The organism is Leptospira montravelensis, assembly GCF_004770045.1.
Taxonomy (GTDB): Bacteria; Spirochaetota; Leptospiria; order Leptospirales; family Leptospiraceae; genus Leptospira_A; species Leptospira_A montravelensis.
This window is the reverse complement of sequence record NZ_RQFO01000004.1, coordinates 551,324-571,018: the sequence shown is the minus strand read 5'-3', so window position 1 is coordinate 571,018 and position 19,695 is coordinate 551,324. Positions and strand designations below refer to the sequence as shown.

Sequence of the window (19,695 nt, the reverse complement as noted above, 5' to 3'; positions counted from 1 at the left end):
AGAGAAAGGTTTTAGATTCTCTGTTTAGTTGTAAACCAATTCAAGGATCTGGCTTTGTTGAAAATTAAGAAAACTTCACTTCGTAAATCTTTTGAGGATTTAGGCAAAATCAAAGTGCTTGTGATTGGAGATTTGATTTTAGATGAATATTTGATTGGTTCCGTGGAACGAATTTCCCCGGAAGCTCCTGTGCCTGTCGTTTGGGTCCGAAACGAAAAACAATCCTTAGGTGGATCGGGAAACGTAGTACAGAATTTATCAGCAATCGGAGTCTCTGGTGTGGTGTTTGGACGGATTGGAGAGGACAAAGCTGGGGATTCTTTAGAAGGTCTTTTACTCAAAAATTCAGTTTCCAAAGACGATTTAGTTTTATTAAAATCCAAAACCCTTCCTACCATTTTAAAAACTAGGATCATTGCCACACACCAACAGATCTGTAGGGTGGATCGTGAGGAAGTGGTTCCTCTCTCAAAAGAGGAAGAAAGTTCGGTTCTCAAACAAATGGAACTTAAATTAAAGGATTGTTCTGCTGTCATTTTATCTGATTATGATAAAGGATATCTGACCCCCTCTCTCATTCAGTCAGTCATTGCTCTTTGTAATCAAAAAAATAAAATTGTGACAGTAGACCCGCAAGTGAGCCACTTTTTCTTATACAAAAATATCCATATCATGACTCCTAACCACCATGAAGCAGGGAAGGCACTTGGTAAAAAACTTCTGAGTGATTCTGAAATTGAATCTGCTTGTCGGGAAATCTCAGAAAAACTTACACCCGATGCCATGATGATCACTCGTGGAGAAAAAGGAATGTCCATTTATGAAAGAAAAACGGATTCCTTTTATCATATTCCCACAGTTGCCAAAGAAGTTTTTGATGTAACCGGTGCGGGGGACACTGTCATTACCACGTACACTGCCTTTGTGGCAACGGGTATGTCCATAGCTGATGCTGCTCTCATTTCCAATGTAAGTGCCGGAATCGTTGTAGGAAAGTTAGGTGCTGCTACGGTCACAAAAACAGAAATAGAAGAGGCCCTGCAAACTCTTGGATATTTGGATGTAAATGCATGAGTTTTTACGATACATTAAATTCAAAAATTGTTCCCATAGATCAAATTGAATCCAAAAGAAAGTCACTCGAAGGCAAACGAATTGTATTTACCAATGGCTGTTTTGATATTTTACATCCAGGCCATGTGAGTTACTTAGCGCAGGCTCGTGATTTAGGAGACTTACTTTGGATTGGTGTCAATGAGGATGTTAGTGTTAGGCGGCTAAAAGGAGAATCCAGACCCATTAATTCTTGTGAAGACAGAATGTTTGTGCTTGCAGGACTCTCTTCTGTGGATTTTGTTTCTCCCTTTGTTGAAGATACTCCACTTGAAATTTTGAAAAAAGTAAAACCATCTGTCCATTCCAAAGGGGGAGACTACCAAGTAGAAACCCTGCCGGAATACCAAATTTTAAAAGAGATGGGAGCGGATATTCAAATTTTGCCTTTTGTCTCAGGAAAATCCACAACCAAGATTTTAGAAAAAGCAAAATCTCCTTCCTAAACGTATTGATTTTGGACCCAAATCCCACCACTCTGTAAAAAACATTCTTTTTTGAGGTCCATTTTGTCCAAGACCAGATATATTTTTATTACCGGTGGCGTTTCCTCTTCTTTAGGAAAAGGGGTTACCGTGGCAGCTCTCGGTTGTTTGTTAGAAGCAAGAGGTTATACCGTCTCTTTACAAAAAATGGATCCCTATATCAACATTGACCCAGGTACGATGAGTCCGTACCAACATGGGGAAGTGTATGTAACGGAAGACGGAGCAGAAACCGATTTAGATTTAGGATATTACGAAAGATTTACTAAATCCAAATTTTCCAGAAAAAATTCCGTATCCACAGGTCAAATTTACCATGCAGTAATCGAACGAGAAAGAAAAGGTGATTATTTAGGAAGAACCGTACAAGTTGTACCTCACATCACCAATGAAATTCGAAATAGGATTTATAACCTAACACGCGATCAAGAAACTGACTTTGTCATTGTGGAAATCGGGGGAACGGTTGGTGACATTGAGTCGGTACCATTTCTTGAAGCCATTCGGCAAATGCGTTATGAACATGGTGCAAGTCAGGTTTTATTTTTACATTTAACTCTTGTTCCGACGATTACGGCGGCTGGGGAAGCAAAAACAAAACCAACCCAACACTCAGTGAAGGAACTCCTTGCTCTTGGAATTCAACCAGACATTCTAATTTGCCGAATCAATAAACCAATGTCCAAAGAGATGAAAAATAAAATTTCTCTCTTTTGTAACGTAAAAGAACAAAATGTAATCTCTGCTGTTGATATTGATACTTCGATTTATGAAATTCCTCTCATGTACAGGGAAGATAAATTGGATGAAGTAGTTTTAAATGCACTTGGAATGGATCTCCGTAAACTAAATTTTTCCCAATGGGAAAATATGGTCAAAAAGATTCGAAATACAAAAAAGACCGTAAAAGTTGCGTTAATCGGAAAATACATATCCCTACAAGATGCCTATCGTTCTGTTTATGAATCTCTGGCACACGGTGGGATTGCCAATGATGTTGATGTAAAAGTTGTTAAAATCAATCCAGAAGATATTGATACAAAAAATATAAAAGAACTTCTCAAAGGTGTTCATGGAGTTTTGGTTCCCGGTGGATTTGGGGAACGTGGCATTGAAGGAAAAATTGCTGCCATTCAATATGCCAGAACCAAACAAATTCCATTTTTTGGAATTTGTCTTGGGATGCAGTGCGCTGTGATTGAATTTGCAAGAAATGTTCTTGGTTATAAAGATGCAAACTCAACCGAGTTTAAACCCAATGTAGAATATCCTGTAATTTCTATGATTGAAGAACAAAAAGAAATCGAACGTATGGGTGGTACTATGCGACTCGGTGCTTATCCTTGTGTAGTCAAAAAAAGTAGCCTTGCTTATTCCGAATATAAGTCTGAAAGAATTTCAGAAAGACATAGACATAGATTTGAATTCACTTTGCGTTTCAAAGATGATTTTGAGAAAAAAGGAATGAATCTTACTGGATTTTCGCCAGATGGAAGTTTGGCGGAGATAGTTGAGGTTCCCAACCACCCTTGGTTTGTTGGTGTGCAGTTCCATCCTGAATTTCAATCTAAACCGACAGACCCACATCCACTTTTTGCTGGGTTTATACGTGCGGCATCCAAATTAGCTAAAAAAACGGAGGATTAAGATGTACGATTTAATTGAAGAAAGAGAATTTTTCGGTAAAAAAATCGGGGGTCGAAATCCCTTCTTTTTAATTTCCGGACCTTGTGTGATGGAAAACAAAGACTTACTCGACAGAGTTTGTGGAGAGATGAAAGCCATTTGTGATGATTTAGGGATTGTTTATATCTTTAAGTCTTCCTTTGATAAAGCCAATCGTTCTTCGATCAATTCCTACAGAGGACCTGGTTTGGAAGAAGGAAGGAAACTTCTAGATTTTATCAAAAACAAATACAATGTTCCTGTACTTACAGACATTCACGAAACCATCCAAGTCGATCCTTTAAAAGATACAGTTGATATTTTTCAAATCCCTGCTTTTCTAAGCCGCCAAACTGATCTCATTGCAAAAGCCGCAGAAACAGGAAAATGGGTGAATGTCAAAAAAGGCCAGTTTATGGCACCGGATGACACCCGTCATATCAAAACAAAAATCCAAGAGTCTGGATCTGAAAAGTATATGGTAACCGAAAGGGGAGCCAGTTTCGGTTACGGTAACTTGGTGTTTGATCTACGTGGGATTCCCATGATGCACAAACATGGAATTCCGATTGTTTTTGATGGAACTCACTCCGCACAACTTCCAGGAGCCGCCGGAAACATTACAGGTGGGGTTCGTGAATTTATTCCTCATATGGTGCGCGGAGCAGTTTCTGTCGGTGTGGAAGGACTTTTTATGGAAGTACATCCTGATCCAGAAAAAGCACTTTCTGATGCCACCACTCAATTCCCATTAGCAAAGGCTAAAAATCTTTTAACACAACTACTCGAACTCGATCGATTAGTTAAAACCAAATTTTTAGAGGCCTGAAGTTTCCTTTATGATGCGAAGGATGCTGATTCCTATATTCATTTTGGCAATGGTTCATTGCAAAGATAAGGAATACCTTCGCATTGAATTAGAAAAAGAATCAGGGTCTATGATCTCTATGCGTAATTTTTCTCGTTCTTCTTATAAAGAAACAGGGGAATTAGAATGGAAACTGAAAGGTGCTGAATCTTATATATTTCCAAAAGAAAATAAAACAATCGTTTATGGTTTTGAGTTTAAACAGTTTGAAAAAGGGAATGCGACTTCTGCGATGACAGGAGATCGCGGAGAAATCAATCATTCTACAAAAACAGTGGTTTTAAACGGAAAAGTAAAATTAAAAACAAACGATGGAAAATACATCGAATCAGAATCTTTGACTTATAATTTAGATGAAAAAACCTTATCTTCGGAAGAAGACGTATTAGTTTATTCTGATGGAACCACCATCCGCGGGAAAGGATTAAGAGCTGATAAAAGTTTGAATAAGTTTACCATCATCCATCCAAAAGCGGTAACTGTTGGTGGAAGTAATCCCCTAAAGGATAAACCATGAAAAAACTTATTATACTTTTTATTTTTTCCTATTCTTTTCTGAATGCCAATCCTTCACCTATCCCTTTGTTATATGGGTCAGAAGATCTATTGAAAAAAGAGGAAACTATCTTTTCTCCTGAGAAAAAAAAAGAATCTAAAGATAAAATACCAGTGATGTGGGGTGGAAGTAGCCTTACCCAAGAAGAGAGAACCATCAACGGAATTCCCATGAAGGTTTTTATTCTCGGTGGAGGTGCTTATATCATGCATAAAAGTATAAAACTCAGCGCCAGAGAAATTGAAATTATTGGGGAAGATGCCCTGGTCGGAAATTTAAAAGGCCAAGTGGTTGTAGAAGATTTTCAAAATGGAGTAACTTTAACAGCAGCAAAAGGGATCTATAATAAAATGGCCGGAACGGTGAGTCTTGAAAATCATCCGGTTCTTTTGCAGAAAAAAGATGGCAAAGTAGTTAAGATCCAATGCGAATCCATTGTTAGGTATTTGGAAGAAGCCAAAACAAATTTAGCCGGGAAGGTTGTGGTTACTTCAGAGGAATTTCAAGTATTTGGTGAGGATGCGGTTTTTTCAGAAAAAGACGATAGGATGGATTTATCAGGTGAACCATTTCTATTTTCAGAAAATCGTTTTTTAATTGGTCAAACCTTAACTTACTTTGTAAAAGAAGGAAGTATCCAACTAGAAGGTGATGCAACGATCTACCAAGTTTCTTATGAAAATAAAAAAGATAAAGAAAAAGATACAAGTACTAAAGAACGTGTAGTCACTCTCTTTACTGGGAAAACATTAACTCATCAAAATAAAGGCAAAGAAACTGTAACTTCAATGAATGGTGATGCCTTTATGTATAGAAAAACTTCTGAGTTTAGAGCTAACACCTTAGAAAGTAGACGTAATAATAAAGATATCAAGGCTACAGGGAATGTAAGTTATTTAGATAAAGAAAATGGATATCGTATGGAGGGTGGGCTTTTGTCTTATGATAAAGATAAGGGTTATTCTTATCTAACAGAAAGTCCACGTATCGTTTTTTTAGATAAAAAAGAACTGAGTGAGAAGGGCCAACTAACAGCGGTCTTTTTGGAAAGGTTTGATGAACGTTTTGAAACTGTGGCTCGGGGTGATGTTCAGGTGGAAACCCAATCAGCAACCGCAACTGGCGAGTTTGCAACTTATTATGAAATAAAAGATGAATTGGTTTTGGAAGGAAATCCAACTTTAGTTAAGGACAGTACTAAGGTTTCGGCAGGGAAAATCATTCTCTTTCCAAAATCGGATAGAGCCTATCTGACAGATGGACTCAAGGTAATACCGAATGGCGAAAAAAAGTAAACCGCAAACAATAGAAAAGGAAATGGATCCGAATGTAAAAACATTCCGGATGGAAAATTTAGTAAAAATTTATAACAAACGCAAAGTAGTCGATGGTGTTAGTTTTTATATAAGAAAAGGCGAAATTGTAGGTCTCCTTGGTCCTAATGGAGCAGGTAAAACCACTAGTTTTTATATGAGCGTTGGTTTTGTCACACCTGATGAAGGCCATGTCTTTATCGATAATGAAGATCTGACAAAAGCTCCCATGCATATCCGGGCAAGAATGGGTGTAGGATATTTGGCACAGGAAGCAAGTATCTTTCGTAAACTTACTGTTGCCGAAAATTTAGAGGCCATTTTAGAAACCATGAACCTTCCTGGGGATGAAATCATTCGTCGTAGGGATGAACTTCTTCTGGAGTTACAGATCATGCGAGTGGCAAATCAAAAAGGGTACACATTGTCCGGTGGAGAAAGAAGGCGTTGCGAAATTGCAAGGGCACTAGTGACAAATCCCGATTTTATACTTTTGGATGAACCATTTGCGGGTGTAGACCCCATTGCAGTTAAAGACATTCAAAATGTCATCCAATCCTTAAAGGAACGTGGACTCGGAATTTTGATTACTGACCATAACGTAAGAGAAACCTTAAAAATTACTGACAGAGCCTACATCATGTATAGTGGACGGATTTTGATTTCAGGAACAGCTGATGATTTGATAAACGATCCAGAAACAAGACGAATTTATTTGGGTGAGGATTTTAAACTCTAAATGAAACTCGGGGCTTCACTTTCACAACGCCAAACGCAAAAATTAGTGATGACCCAGGACTTACGTCAGTCCATTGAACTTTTGTCTTTATCCACTTTAGAACTTTCTGATAAAATTCAAAATGAATTATTGGAAAATCCTCTCTTAGATGAAATGGGTACCGATGAAAAAACGAAAATGCCTGAACTTTTTTCTATCGATGAGGTAAAACGTTTAGAAAAATTAAATCACGAAAAAAGCACCGATGTCAATTGGCAAGATTCTTATTCCTTAGAAGGTCCTCGTTCTTACGATACGGAAGCAAGTGATAGAAACCAAAAATACATAGAATCTTCCACACGTGGGGAAACCTTAGAAGAACATCTACTGAATCAGTTGAGAATGATCAAACTAACCAAGTTAGAATTTGAAATTGGGGAAGTCCTCATTAGTATGATTGATGATAAGGGATTTATTACTGATGATTTAGGTTTGGTTTCAAAAGAAATGGGTTATCCTGAATCTAAAGTTAGGCGAGTATTACAGGTAATCAACGAACTTGATCCCATTGGGATTGGCGCTCGTGATATGCAAGAAACCTTACTCATCCAAGGAAAAATTCTTTTTCCCGATAATACACTTTTACATCAATTGATTGGAGAATTTTTATCGGACTTAGAGAAGGTAGATTATAAAAAAATCGCTAAAAACCTTAAAATTACAGAAGAAGAAATAATTACCTTGGCAAGGCTCATTAAAAAATTGGAGCCATATCCCGCCACAACCTACCAAGGTAGAAAAATTGATTATGTTGTTGCCGATGTTGTTGTTAAAGAAGTCGGAAACGAGTTTAATATATTCATTAATGATGAATGGTTACCTAAATTAACTATCCAAGAAGAATACCGTGAACTTTTAAATCATAAACTCCCACCTAAAGAAAAAGAGTATTTTCAATCGAAATTTAGTTCAGCCCAGTGGCTCATCCGTTCCATTCAACAAAGAAGACAAACTTTACAAAGAGTTGTAAGTTGTATCATTGATTTTCAAGTAGATTTTTTTCGTGGTGGGATTGGGTTTATCAAACCGCTTACTTTAAAAGAAGTAGCAGAAAAACTAAATCTACATGAATCAACAATATCTCGCATAACAACCAATAAATATATTCAAACTACTTGGGGGATTTTTGAACTCAAATGGTTTTTTTCTTCTGGCGTTAGGTCTGCGGAAGGCGGAAAAGAAAGTTCCAAAAAAATTCATGAAATCATTCGTAATTTGGTGAAAGAAGAAGATGAAAACAATCCTTTGTCTGACCAAGACATCGTTGAACTGATGGAAAAAAAAGGAATTGAAATTGCTCGTAGAACAGTTGCAAAGTATAGAAAGGTTTTAAGAATCCTACCTTCGAATGAAAGAAAGCGGATCAGTTCTCTAAAGGGGTAAACCAATGCCAGTTCCTGGGATCACTGTTGATACAATTTTAAAAGATCATGAAGATCTCCAACTGATTTTGATAACGGGGGAGGCGGGCCTCACCAATCGTATCAACAATGCGGAAATCAATCGACCAGGATTATCACTGACTGGATTTTTCGACTTTTTCGCAAATGATAGGATTCAGATTTTAGGCAAAGGAGAGTGGGCCTACCTAAACTCATTATCCGAAGACAAACTTCAGGAAATTACTGATAAATTTTTTGAGTTTCATTTGAATTGTATCATCTACACCCACGGAAATGAACCGCAAATTCCGTTTGTAGAAAGAGCAAAATCAAAAGGAATTCCCCTCTTTAAAACGGAAATTGCCACACATAGATTTATCACACTTATTTCTCAAATATTAGACCGAGCTCTTGCACCACGAACGATGCGTCATGGAGTACTCATTGAAGTATTTGGTATTGGAACTTTACTCACTGGACGTTCCGGTGTAGGAAAAAGTGAAACAGCATTGGAACTCATTGAACGGGGTCACAGACTTGTTGCCGATGATATGGTAGAGATTCGCCGTTTGAGTGAAAGTTATTTGATTGGTTCTTGTTCTGATTTACTTCGTCATCATATGGAAATTAGAGGTCTTGGAATCTTAAACATCAAAGACTTGTTTGGTGTAGGTTCTGTAAGAGATCATAAACTCATTGAACTCATTATTAATTTAAAAGAATGGGAAGAACAAACTGCGGGAGAATATGAAAGAACAGGGATCGAACAAAGTATGGAAGAGATCCTTGGAGTATCTGTCCCTTACATAGAGATCCCGGTGAAACCAGGAAGAAATATACCTATCATTGTAGAAACGGCAGCTATGAACCAACGGTTACGTAAAATGGGAAAAAATAGTGCCAAAGAATTTTCAAATAAACTAAATACATACATCCAACAGAGTACAATTGAAACAAATCCAATTAAAGATTAGAGAAGACAGTAGTGGACTTCATGCAAGGCCTGCTTCCTTGTTTGTCAAAATGGCAGCAAGTTTTCCTTGTGAAATTTTTGTTGTCAAAGATGATATTGAAGTCAATGGAAAGTCAATTATGGGCCTTATGATGTTAGCTTTGGGTCCAGGAACAATTTTTTCTGTAAAAGCAGATGGAAAAGGCGAAGAGGAGGCACTTCTTGCTTTAGAAGCTTTGGTTGAAAGAAACTTCGAAACAAATGCCAAATAAGCTCTTAAAATTTTTTCCTAGTTTATCTGATGAAAATCGATATTACTTACGTGATATTTTTATATTTTTTCTAACCATAGGAATATCCGTCGGCTTTTCTGAATTGGTTTTTTTTCGTAAGGAAGAAGACATTTCTTTTTTTTCTAAATTAGATACTTATTTATTCATTCTTATTCCATTTTTTATCCTTTCCCTTATATTAAGTTACGTTTATAGGAATCGTCGAAATAGAGAAACGGGTAAAATTAGAAGTTCGATTCGTTATCGCCTAACGCTCGCTTTTCTTTTTGTGGCACTTGTTCCTTCATTGCCAATTTTTATTTTGTCTTCAAATCTTACAGGAAGACTCATTGAAGGTTTTTACAGAGTAGATATATCGAATGCCCTTCGTTCTGCTAATTTAATCATACAAAATGAAGAAAAAGATATTGAAACTGAGTTTTTAAAAAAAGTAAATATTCTTCGATCAAGGTTAGAAGGTAAAGAAAACGATGGTTATTCGGTATTTCAAAAAGGTGTTGAGAATGGGCTTTTTGAAAAAAACGAATACTATTTGGGATATGTAGAATCGAAAAAGTTAAAATTCGAGTCTAGGGGACTATTTCGATATATTGAAAAACTCGAATTTTTGGATTCAGAATATAAAGATATTTTTGTGAGTCGACTTTATCTTGCAGATAGGTCCTATATTCTTTGTAAATTTCTATTAAACGACGCGTTCGAAGTTTACGTCGGTCAAAGAATTCATTTGGGTATGGAAGCAGATGTACAAAATATAGTAAATGCAACATCCACTTATGAGAAGGTGAGTCTTTGGAAAGAAAAAATCCCTTTCAGTGTTCGCATTACTATTGCTAGCTTTTCTGCCGCAATGTTTCTAATTGCCATACTCTTTTCATTTTTATTTGCACGGAAAATTTCTAAACCCATTATAGATTTGGCGAATGCGACAAAAAAGGTTTCACTAGGTGAATCTGATATTCGATTGGAAAAAACCGAAGAGGGAGAGATGGGGATCCTCATTGATAGTTTCAATCAAATGGTCAGTGATTTAAAAGCAAAATCGGAAGAACTTATGCATACGCAAAGGATTGCCGCTTGGAAAGAAGTGGCCCAGAGAATGGCCCATGAAATTAAAAATCCCCTCACTCCCATTCAATTATCAGCTCAAAGAATCCAAAGAAAATTCCAAAATCCAAAATCCGTAAATTTAGAATCGGTTATTTTCGACTCTACAGAAACTATCATTGGACAAGTGAGAGTTTTGGAACATCTAGTGAAAGAGTTCAGTGAATTTGCACGGATGCCGGTTCCCGTTCTGATCAATCAAAATTTGAATCCAATATTAGAAGAAGCTGTGGCATTATTTAAAGATACCACCGATATTGAATTTGAATTAAAATTAGCTGCTAATTTACCTGAAGTTTTTCTCGATAAACGACTGTTTCTTGGTGTGATCAATAATCTGATTAAAAATGCAGTAGAGGCCATTCAATCTGGTGAAAATTTAAAAGAAGATATGGACATCCTAAGTTTAAAACGAAAAAAAATTCGAGTTATGTCCAAATTACAAAAGAAAGCACTTCGTAAATCCATTGTTATTGAAATTGATGATTCTGGTGCGGGCCTAAAACAAGAATGGAAGGAAAAGGTATTTGAACCATATTTTTCTACAAAGGAAAATCATGGTTCGGGAATTGGGCTTGCGATAGTTCAAAAAACTATCATAGATCATCATGGACATATCATCGTCGAAGATTCCAAGTTGGGTGGATGTAAATTTAGAATTGAACTTCCTTTGGATAATCAATAATGCATAAATTAATTTATATACTTGATGATGAAAAAGAAATTCGAAAATCTCTGCGCGTAATTTTGGAAGATGAAGATTATACCGTGGAAGATTTTGCGAATGGAAAGTCTTTACTAAAAGCATTGGCAAAAGACAGACCATCTTTGGTTCTGTTGGATGTCTGGGTAGGTAAGGAAGATGGTCTTTCCATTTTAGATGAGTGCAAAAAACTATATCCTGGTTTGCCCATTGTAATGATTTCTGGACATGGGACCATTGAACTGGCAGTAAGTGCTACCAAAAAAGGTGCAATTGATTTCCTTGAGAAACCTCTCTCTATAGAAAAGGTGATACAAACGATTGAATCGGCTTTGGCAAAAACTAAAGATTACGAAATTCCTGAGTTCCAATTGGAAATTGATGAAATTTTAGGAGAATCGTTATCAATCAAAAGAGTTAAATTTGCCATTTATCAAGCAGCTCAAACAAATGCTCGAGTTTTTATTTTTGGTGAAAATGGGACGGGAAAAGAGTTAACAGCTAGGTCCATCCATCAAAATTCTAAAAGAAAAAATGAACCGTATATTGAATTTAATTGTGCTTCAGTTTTGGAAGATACAATAGAACAGGAGTTATTTGGTTTTGAGTTACTTGGAAGTAACGTTAAAAGTGAAGTCAGGCTTGGGAAATGGGAATCGGCACATAATGGCACTTTGTTTTTAGACGAGGTTTGTGATTTACCTCTTTCTATCCAATCCAAAGTTTTAAAAGTAATTCTCGAACAAAAATTAGAACGTGTGGGTGGGAATGATTCTATACCCGTTGATGTGCGCATCATTGCAGCCACAAATTCCAATGTAGAGGAAGCCATTAGAGAAGGAAGGTTTCGAGAAGATTTATATTATGCATTAAGTGTCATTCCTTTGGAATTACCTCCGCTCCGAGATCGAAACCAAGACATCCCATTACTTGTAGAATATTATCTTAAAAAATCTATTTTGGAGAATCATCTTTCACCTAAAACCATTGATAGGGAAGGATTGGATGCACTTACTTCCCATTTTTGGCCAGGAAATGTAAGAGAACTAATGAATATTTTAGAACGTTTGAGTATTCTTGTTCCAGGTGAAACCATTCGTGCCAAAGATGTAAAGGAGGCCCTTCATGGTTTTAAAAAAGCCAATGAAATGGTGGCCCGTGGGGATTTAAAACATGCCAAAGAAGAATTCGAACGCCAATACATCATCAAAACCTTACAGATTTGCGAAGGGAATGTGACAAGGACTTCCAAAGCATTAGGGATTGAAAGAACTCATTTATATAGAAAACTACGTTCTTTAAATATTTCTGTGGAACAGTTAAACGAAGGTTAGTATGGATCAAAAATCAATTTTAGAACGTTTTACTGACATTCTTAAAGAAACTAAATTTTTAATTCAAAATAAGTCGGTATCTGTTTACCGATTTCAAGAGGAACAAGATCCTAGCGACTTTGTTTTTCCCTGGAAATCGAAAGTACCCGAATCTTTAGAAATTCAAAAGAAACTACAGAAAGAAAACCAACGAAAAAACAAAGAATTGGTAAATTTCTCATGTACCCTCTGCCAAGGGAAACTTAGTGGGGTACGTCAGTTTCTTCATAAAGGCAGAAAACCTATACTTGTTTTGCATTATTCTGGGGCAACAGGTCCTAAAGAAAAACCATTTACTAAAACCAAACCAAACCAAATATTTAAAGATAAACTAACGGAAATCAGCTGGAGTGAACTTATTCAAAAAGTGTTTGGTTTTTCTTTCGAAGAGTTTTATTACCAAGAATATCCTGCTTGTAATTTTTCTAATTCAGATTCGAAGGAAAACGATTGGCAAACTAGAGTCGAAAATTGTAAATTTCATGTAAAGGAAACAGTGGAAGAATTTGGAATTCAATTCATTGTCATTTTAGGATCTTCCGCTAAATTGTTGTTTGGTACTGAGAAAGCAAAAGAATTTCTGGGTAAAGAAACGAAATGGGATTTGTCTGGACTTTCTATTCCAATTGTCACTACCAGATCTCCTGAAGCCCTTGTTTTCCTGGGTGAAAAGGCTAAAAAAACAGATTCGGAAAGTAACCTTTTCCAATACGGAAAAGAGAAACAGGAATTGGAAGATAGTTTTATCTCCCACCTTTCTCTATTGAAACCATATCTCTAATATGATTCAATTTGCGGAAGTTGCCCTCAATTTATCTTGGGAAAGTAAAACTTTAACGTATGAAGTTCCACATTCAATGGAAAGTTTACAAAGGGGAGTTCGTGTACTTGTTCCGCTCAATGGAAAAGAATGGGAAGGGGTTGTCATCGAAGTTCATTCGAATGAGCCTAATTATGAAACTTTATCTATCTTAAAACAAATTGATTTAGAACCAGTCCTTACTGAAGAACAACTGGATTTGGCAGAGTGGATGGCTGAAAACTATTTATCCTCTCTTGGGGAAGCCCTGTTTCTTATGGTTCCGAAAGGAAAAAAAAGAAAACAGGAAAAACAAAGTCCCTTAAATATCCAATTGGATCTATTACATCCTTTAAATGTTTCACAAAAAAATGCTTTGGATGAAATAAGGTTAAATCGAAATTCCAACACACATTTGTTATATGGGATTACGGGAAGTGGGAAAACGGAGGTGTATTTACACCTGATGGCAGAGGTTCTTTCTAAACCCAAAGGATCCGTTATTTTTCTTGTTCCGGAAATTTCACTCACTTACCCGACCATCACAAGGATTGAAAGGATTTTTCCAGGGCAAGTGGCGGTGTTAAATTCCCATCTCAGAACTTCAGAAAAATTCCAAAACTATTTGGATTTAAAAGAGGGGAAAAAACGGATTTGTATCGGAACTCGTTCTGCCGTGTTTGCTCCATTGTCCGACATTGAACTTATCATTTTAGATGAGGAACATGACGGATCTTACAAGGAACATGGAGCTCCTCGTTACCATGCCCGCCAAATTGCTTTACAAAGAATTTTAAAAACTAACGGTAAATTATTATTAGGTTCTGCCACACCGAGCCTTGAAATTTTTTACTTAGCAAAAGCAGGCCAAATTGGTTATTCGGAACTAAAAGAAAGAGCCAATCCTCACGCCTCACTTCCCACTGTAGAAATCACACAAAAAAAAGAGGATAGTGAACTTCTTTCTGGAGATTTACAATTTAAAGTCGCAGACCGTTTGAAAAAGGAAGAACAAACCATCATCCTTCTGAATCGGAGGGGGTATAATCCTTTTATTTATTCTACATCCAAAAAAGAATTCATTCATTGCCCAAAATGTACGGCCACACTTTGTTACCACTCTGATAAAACCGTTCGTTGTCACCTTTGTGGGTATAAATCAACTTTTAGTAACTTAAAACAAATTCATGGAGATGAGTTGGACTTGTTTGGGGCAGGGACTCAAAAATTAGAAGAGTATTTGTTATCCCATTTCCCAAAAGCAAGGATCGAACGTTTGGACCAAGACAGTTCCAAAAATAAAGAAGTGACTCGCGATGTTCTGGAAAAGTTAGGAGAAGGAAATTTAGATATCCTGACAGGTACTCAAATGATAGCGAAGGGCCTTGATTATGCGAATGTGACTCTTGTGGGAATTCTAAATGCCAATCATGGACTAGGGGTTCCCGACTTTCGTAGTAGCGAAAGAACGTATTCTCTCATTTCACAAGTGGCGGGAAGGGCTGGTCGGGGTGAAAAAAAAGGGGAAGTCCTCATCCAATCCAATGATCCCGAACATCCTGTTCTGAAAATGGCGATGGAACAAAACTATCCTGCTTTTTTTGAATGGGAGTTAACATTTCGAAGAGATTTGTTTTATCCACCTTTTTCTCGTTTGGCGAGACTTGTGTTTCGGTCTAAATACGAGGAAGTTGCCAACAAACAATCTGTGGTTTATGCGGAAACTTTAAAAGAAAATATGGATGCATCTGTTACCCTTCTTGGGCCAAGCCAATGTCCTTTTTATAAAATTGATAATAACTTCAGATACCATATCTTGTTAAAATCAAAATCCATCACCGTTTTACGAAATCTTTTACGCGAAACAAAAACTAAATTTAAAGTCGATTCCAAATGTTATATTGAATATGATTTGGATCCTCTGGAACTTGTTTAATAGGAAAAATGATGAAACTTTCAATCGGATACTTTGGATCCCCAGAACATTCCAAGGAATTACTTTCTATCTTACTGGATGCGGGAATCCAAGTGGATTTTGTTGTGACGAACATTGACAAACCTGTCGGAAGAAAACAAATCATCACACCCACACCCGTAAAGGAGCTGGCCCTTGCCAAGGGAATTCCTGTCATCCAGTCTCCAAAACTAAGGACCGATGAAGAGGCGCAAAAACAAATTTTATCCTATGCTTCCCCCGTTCATATTGTGTATGCCTACGGATCGATTGTTCCAGAGAATGTCTTCCAAGATCCAAAATTTGGAAGCATCAATCTCCACGGAAGTTTATTACCTAAGTATCGGGGTGCCTCTCCCGTCCAAAGTTTTCTTTTGAGTGGAGAGGAAAACTCAGGATTTACGATTCAGTTTTTAGCCAAGGAAGTGGATTCAGGCGATATCATTTCCCAGAAATCTTGGAAGGTGGACGAAACGGAAACCACAGCTTCTCTTTTACAATCTATCACGAAGGAAGGGGGAAAGGAGCTCATTCGGCTTTTCAGGGAACTGGAATCTATGGGAACCGCTTGGACTTCGAAGCCGCAGAATGCCAATGAGGCCACTCATTGCAAAAAAATCACGGCAAACGACCGTCCCATCCATTGGTCGGAACCTGCGATTAACATCCACAACCGCATTCGTGCCTTGTACCCCGATCCCTTGGCTGTGACCGAATTTCGAGGCAAAAAACTGATTCTTATCTCTTCCTTTCTTTTGGATTCCGAAAGTGAGTCGATTCCCATTCCGGATGGCCTCAGTCCGGGTTCCTTTTTCCTATACCAGAAAAAAAGGCTTTTCTGTCTCTGTGGAGACGGAAACCTGCTTGGTATAGATACCTTACAACCCGAAGGGAAAAAACCCATGAAAGGATTTGAGTTTTTTAATGGGGCGCGGGTTTTAGCCGGAGAATCATTTACGTGAAAGAAAAGTTTCTAAAAATCCTACCTTACAGTGGTTATGTTTTATTTGTTGGTTTGGGACTCCTTGTTTTTTTTGTGGCAGCCTTTCTTGTGGTCGTGGTTCGAACCAAAGAAGAACAAAAGGTAATGATGCCTTATGTGATTGGCAAAAACTACATTGAGGTTCATAACGAATTGCAAAGACTCCAACTCAAAGTCCGTTTAGAAACCCAAAGAATCCCTGAAAAAACAGATGGGATCATTCTGGCTCAATCCATTGATCCAGGTAAGGAAGTCGAAGCCGGATCCAAACTTTATCTTACAGTGAATATTGGATTTGATCGGGTGACCATTCCTGATGTCAAAGGACAAGACCTAAAACGTGCGAAAGCCATTCTAGAAAAAGTATTATCGGGGGAAGTGTATGTGCCTTTACAAATTGGTGGGATCACCTATGTGCCTGCTGTGGGTGATGAACCTGCTGACACAATCATTGACCAAATTCCAGCTCCCGGAAAAGAAACTCATTCCGGCGAAAAAATTTACCTTCTTGTTACAGAACCAAATATTGAAAAAAAATCCACCCAATCCGTAAATGAACCTTTGGATTCAACAAAGTTTGTAGGAACGCCCGTTCCTTTTGTAGTTGATTTTTTACAAAGAAAAAAAATCCCTTATCGAATTAAAGAAACCACCAAACCAGAGTTTCGTGAAGAACATGGTCTTACTTCTACCTTTGAATTAAAACCTACCGGTGCGGAAGTGGGTGCTTTCTTTTTGAAACCTTCTGAAACTTTTGTTCAAGATTATGAATTTTTGGAATATGAAGTGGATGATGATGATCTGTACTCAGCAAAAATCAGTTATACAAAACCTGGGGAAGATACAGAAATCGAAAAAGAAATTTTTACCAACCAAAAACTAAAAGAAGATGAACCAGTTCGATTTCTCATCCATCGAGCCGGGAATGTAAAGGTGACTCTTTTCGGTAAAGAAACCGGTGTTGCCAAGGTTTGGAAATTAAAAGGAACTTATTAATATGAAAATTTCAGCATCGATCCTTGCTGCAAAACTTACGGGACTCTCAGCGGAGCTTCCGACTTACAAACAGGAAAATATCGACCTCATTCACATTGATGTGATGGACGGAAACTTTGTCCCTCAAATCTCTTTTGGGGAAGCCTTTACCAAAGAAGTCAAATCCCATACCCAAATCCCTCTCGATGTACATTTGATGGTGAGTAACCCAGAACTTCACGTTCCCAAATACTTTGACCTCAATCCTTATTGTATTACCTTCCATATTGAAACCACAAACTTCTCTGTAAGACTTGCCGAAGAGATTCGAAAAGCAGGAATCAAAGTGGGTGTGTCTCTGAATCCCCAAACTCCACCGGAATCCATCTCCCAAATCCTTCCGTATTTGGATCTTGTTTTACTCATGACAGTCGATCCTGGATTTTACGGGCAGTCCTTTGTAAAATCCGGATTTGAAAAGATTGCGGCAGTGCGTAAACTCACGAAACCCTACAATATCGAACTCGAAGTGGATGGGGGTGTGAACGAATCCAATATGGAGGAGCTTGCCAAACTCGGTGTGGACATTACCGTTGTGGGTTCTGGGCTCTATAAAACGGGAGATCCGAATGCACAGGGCAAAAAATTAAAAGAACTCGCTGCAAGTGCTAGAACTCGCTCTTGACAGATCGTCCTAATTTAAAAAACTCGCTATAAAAGGGGTATTTTTCCTTGGTTAAATTAAGATTACAAAGAACGGGAACAAAAGCAGACCCGCACTATCGCATCGTAGCAGCAGACATCCGTGCTCCACGTGACGGAAAGTTCATTGAAGCGATTGGACATTTTCATCCATCTACTTCTTCTGTTAAAAAAGCAACTTTCAACGAAGAAAAAACTCTTTCTTGGTTAAAAAAAGGTGCTCAACCTACTGATACAGTTCTTGCTCTTTTGAAAAAAGACGACGTTTGGTCAAAATTCAAAGGTTAATTGATACATGGAATCCTTAGTTCGTTATATCGTTACATCTCTCGTTGACCAACCAGAACAAGTGGCTGTCAACCAAGTCCCCGGAGAGGAAGAAACAGTGATCGAACTTCGGGTAGCAGCAAAAGACCTAGGTAAGGTGATCGGAAAAAACGGAAGGATTGCAAAATCTTTACGTACTGTTTTACAAGCAGCCGGAACCAAACAAGGCAAAAACTATACTTTAGAAATTGTCGACTAAACCAAGTTTAGTGAAAGTGGGGGTCATTGGATCCTCACATGGAATCAAAGGGTTCATCAAAGTTTTCACCGAAGGTGACACCCTATTATCCGCCAAACCACCGTTTACCTGTAATGTCGAAGACCCTCGTGGAAACCAATCTACCATCCAAATTGAGGAAATCAAACCCAATGGAAATCATTTCCTAGTCAAACTAAAGGGTTTTGAAACGCCAGAAACTGTCATCAAATACCGTGGATTTTCTTTGTTATGGAAAAGGGAAGATTTACCTAAACCCACTGACGGCGAAATTTACACTGAAGATTTAGTGGGATTGGTTGCCATTTCCAAAGAAACGAGCCAATCGCTGCATTATGTTGTGACCCAAGTCATAGACAACCCCGCGCATCCTATTTTAGAACTAAAACCAATCACTGGTGAAGGGGAAACGATTCTTATCCCTTTTCTCAATCGGTTTGTGGGGGATTGGAATTTAGAATCCAAAACCTTAGAAATCATTCACTGGGAGCAGTGGTTTGAAGTTTAATTTCATCACTCTTTTCCCAGAAAAAATTACCTCTTACTTTGATACAGGAATTCCAGGCAAAGCCGTAAAACAAGGGGTTGTGGAAATCAATACTGTCCACCTTCGCGACTTTGCTGACAACAAACACCAAAAGGTTGATGATACCATTTATGGTGGGGGACCGGGGATGCTTTTGCAAGTGGGTCCCATTTACCGAGCCTTAGAATCCCTCGGAGAAAATAAAGGTAAGGTCATTCTCCTTAGTCCCTCTGGGGAACTTTTTAACCAGACTCTCGCTCGGGAGATTTTCGAATCTTCAGAGACCTTCACTTTGATTTCTGGGTATTACGAAGGGGTCGACCATCGTGTCACGGAGCATTTAATTGACAGGGAAGTGGCCATTGGAAACTATGTTATTTCATCGGGGGATTTAGCTGCTCTCGTTGTTGCCGATTGCCTATCTCGGTTTGTTCCGGGATTTTTAGGAAAAGAAGAAAGCCTTCTCGAAGAATCGCACAATGAAACAGAAGAATTAGAATACCCCCAATATACAAAACCCTATGATTTTATGGGTTGGACAGTTCCTGATGTGCTCCTCGGTGGACATCATGAAGAGATCCGGAAATGGCGGCAAAAAAACCGCAAAACAAGAAATCATTCTTAG

21 protein-coding genes are annotated in these 19,695 nt (G+C 37.9%); all 21 read left to right on the top strand.

The window, feature by feature from the left end:
* Positions 1–57 precede the first annotated feature (57 nt).
* Positions 58–1,074, top strand: coding sequence for a D-glycero-beta-D-manno-heptose-7-phosphate kinase (gene rfaE1 / locus EHQ31_RS03600; RefSeq protein ID WP_135570942.1), 1,017 nt, complete (start codon positions 58–60; stop codon positions 1,072–1,074).
* Positions 1,071–1,559 carry a D-glycero-beta-D-manno-heptose 1-phosphate adenylyltransferase gene (gene rfaE2, locus EHQ31_RS03595; RefSeq protein ID WP_135569650.1) on the top strand — a complete coding sequence of 163 codons (489 nt, stop codon included), beginning with the start codon at positions 1,071–1,073 and terminating at the stop codon, positions 1,557–1,559. The genes rfaE1 and rfaE2 overlap by 4 nt, the downstream gene beginning before the upstream one ends.
* A 63-nt stretch (positions 1,560–1,622) precedes the next feature.
* Positions 1,623–3,245, top strand: coding sequence for a CTP synthase (locus EHQ31_RS03590; protein ID WP_135569648.1), 1,623 nt, complete (start codon positions 1,623–1,625; stop codon positions 3,243–3,245).
* 1 nt (position 3,246) lies between these two features.
* Positions 3,247–4,092, top strand: a complete 846-nt coding sequence (kdsA, locus tag EHQ31_RS03585) for a 3-deoxy-8-phosphooctulonate synthase (protein ID WP_135569646.1) — start codon at positions 3,247–3,249, stop codon at positions 4,090–4,092.
* Positions 4,093–4,102: 10 nt separating this feature from the next.
* Positions 4,103–4,648 carry an LPS export ABC transporter periplasmic protein LptC gene (gene lptC, locus EHQ31_RS03580; RefSeq protein ID WP_135569644.1) on the top strand — a complete coding sequence of 182 codons (546 nt, stop codon included), beginning with the start codon at positions 4,103–4,105 and terminating at the stop codon, positions 4,646–4,648.
* Positions 4,645–5,982: an LptA/OstA family protein gene (locus EHQ31_RS03575; protein WP_135569642.1), complete on the top strand. Its 1,338-nt coding sequence runs from the start codon at positions 4,645–4,647 to the stop codon at positions 5,980–5,982. Before lptC ends, EHQ31_RS03575 begins: the two co-directional genes overlap by 4 nt.
* A gap of 49 nt (positions 5,983–6,031) precedes the next feature.
* Positions 6,032–6,739 carry an LPS export ABC transporter ATP-binding protein gene (gene lptB / locus EHQ31_RS03570; RefSeq protein ID WP_100717123.1) on the top strand — a complete coding sequence of 236 codons (708 nt, stop codon included), beginning with the start codon at positions 6,032–6,034 and terminating at the stop codon, positions 6,737–6,739.
* The gene (rpoN, locus tag EHQ31_RS03565; protein WP_135569640.1) at positions 6,740–8,161 is read left to right on the top strand and encodes an RNA polymerase factor sigma-54; all 1,422 of its coding nucleotides are present in this window, start codon (positions 6,740–6,742) and stop codon (positions 8,159–8,161) included.
* Between the two features lie 4 nt (positions 8,162–8,165).
* Entirely contained in the window at positions 8,166–9,134 is a 969-nt protein-coding gene (hprK, locus tag EHQ31_RS03560; protein ID WP_135569638.1) for an HPr(Ser) kinase/phosphatase, read from the top strand.
* Positions 9,109–9,384 (top strand): HPr family phosphocarrier protein, encoded by a 276-nt coding sequence (locus EHQ31_RS03555; protein WP_135569636.1) that lies wholly within the window; start codon positions 9,109–9,111, stop codon positions 9,382–9,384. The genes hprK and EHQ31_RS03555 overlap by 26 nt, the downstream gene beginning before the upstream one ends.
* Positions 9,374–11,197: an LIC_11548 family sensor histidine kinase gene (locus tag EHQ31_RS03550; protein WP_135569635.1), complete on the top strand. Its 1,824-nt coding sequence runs from the start codon at positions 9,374–9,376 to the stop codon at positions 11,195–11,197. The genes EHQ31_RS03555 and EHQ31_RS03550 overlap by 11 nt, the downstream gene beginning before the upstream one ends.
* The gene (locus tag EHQ31_RS03545; protein ID WP_135569633.1) at positions 11,197–12,549 is read left to right on the top strand and encodes a sigma-54-dependent transcriptional regulator; all 1,353 of its coding nucleotides are present in this window, start codon (positions 11,197–11,199) and stop codon (positions 12,547–12,549) included. Before EHQ31_RS03550 ends, EHQ31_RS03545 begins: the two co-directional genes overlap by 1 nt.
* 1 nt (position 12,550) lies before the next feature.
* Entirely contained in the window at positions 12,551–13,369 is an 819-nt protein-coding gene (locus EHQ31_RS03540; RefSeq protein WP_135569631.1) for a hypothetical protein, read from the top strand.
* Position 13,370: 1 nt separating this feature from the next.
* Complete coding sequence (gene priA / locus EHQ31_RS03535; protein ID WP_135569629.1) at positions 13,371–15,323, top strand: replication restart helicase PriA; 1,953 nt, start codon at positions 13,371–13,373, stop codon at positions 15,321–15,323.
* A gap of 11 nt (positions 15,324–15,334) precedes the next feature.
* Positions 15,335–16,303, top strand: a complete 969-nt coding sequence (gene fmt, locus EHQ31_RS03530) for a methionyl-tRNA formyltransferase (RefSeq protein ID WP_135570940.1) — start codon at positions 15,335–15,337, stop codon at positions 16,301–16,303.
* Complete coding sequence (locus tag EHQ31_RS03525) at positions 16,300–17,319, top strand: PASTA domain-containing protein (protein WP_135569627.1); 1,020 nt, start codon at positions 16,300–16,302, stop codon at positions 17,317–17,319. Before fmt ends, EHQ31_RS03525 begins: the two co-directional genes overlap by 4 nt.
* A gap of 1 nt (position 17,320) precedes the next feature.
* Complete coding sequence (rpe, locus tag EHQ31_RS03520) at positions 17,321–17,983, top strand: ribulose-phosphate 3-epimerase (protein WP_135569625.1); 663 nt, start codon at positions 17,321–17,323, stop codon at positions 17,981–17,983.
* A gap of 47 nt (positions 17,984–18,030) precedes the next feature.
* Positions 18,031–18,288, top strand: coding sequence for a 30S ribosomal protein S16 (gene rpsP / locus EHQ31_RS03515; RefSeq protein ID WP_002973959.1), 258 nt, complete (start codon positions 18,031–18,033; stop codon positions 18,286–18,288).
* 7 nt (positions 18,289–18,295) lie between these two features.
* Positions 18,296–18,526: a KH domain-containing protein gene (locus EHQ31_RS03510; protein WP_002974362.1), complete on the top strand. Its 231-nt coding sequence runs from the start codon at positions 18,296–18,298 to the stop codon at positions 18,524–18,526.
* Positions 18,516–19,052 (top strand): ribosome maturation factor RimM, encoded by a 537-nt coding sequence (gene rimM, locus EHQ31_RS03505; RefSeq protein WP_135569623.1) that lies wholly within the window; start codon positions 18,516–18,518, stop codon positions 19,050–19,052. Before EHQ31_RS03510 ends, rimM begins: the two co-directional genes overlap by 11 nt.
* Positions 19,042–19,695 carry a tRNA (guanosine(37)-N1)-methyltransferase TrmD gene (gene trmD, locus EHQ31_RS03500; RefSeq protein ID WP_135569621.1) on the top strand — a complete coding sequence of 218 codons (654 nt, stop codon included), beginning with the start codon at positions 19,042–19,044 and terminating at the stop codon, positions 19,693–19,695. Before rimM ends, trmD begins: the two co-directional genes overlap by 11 nt.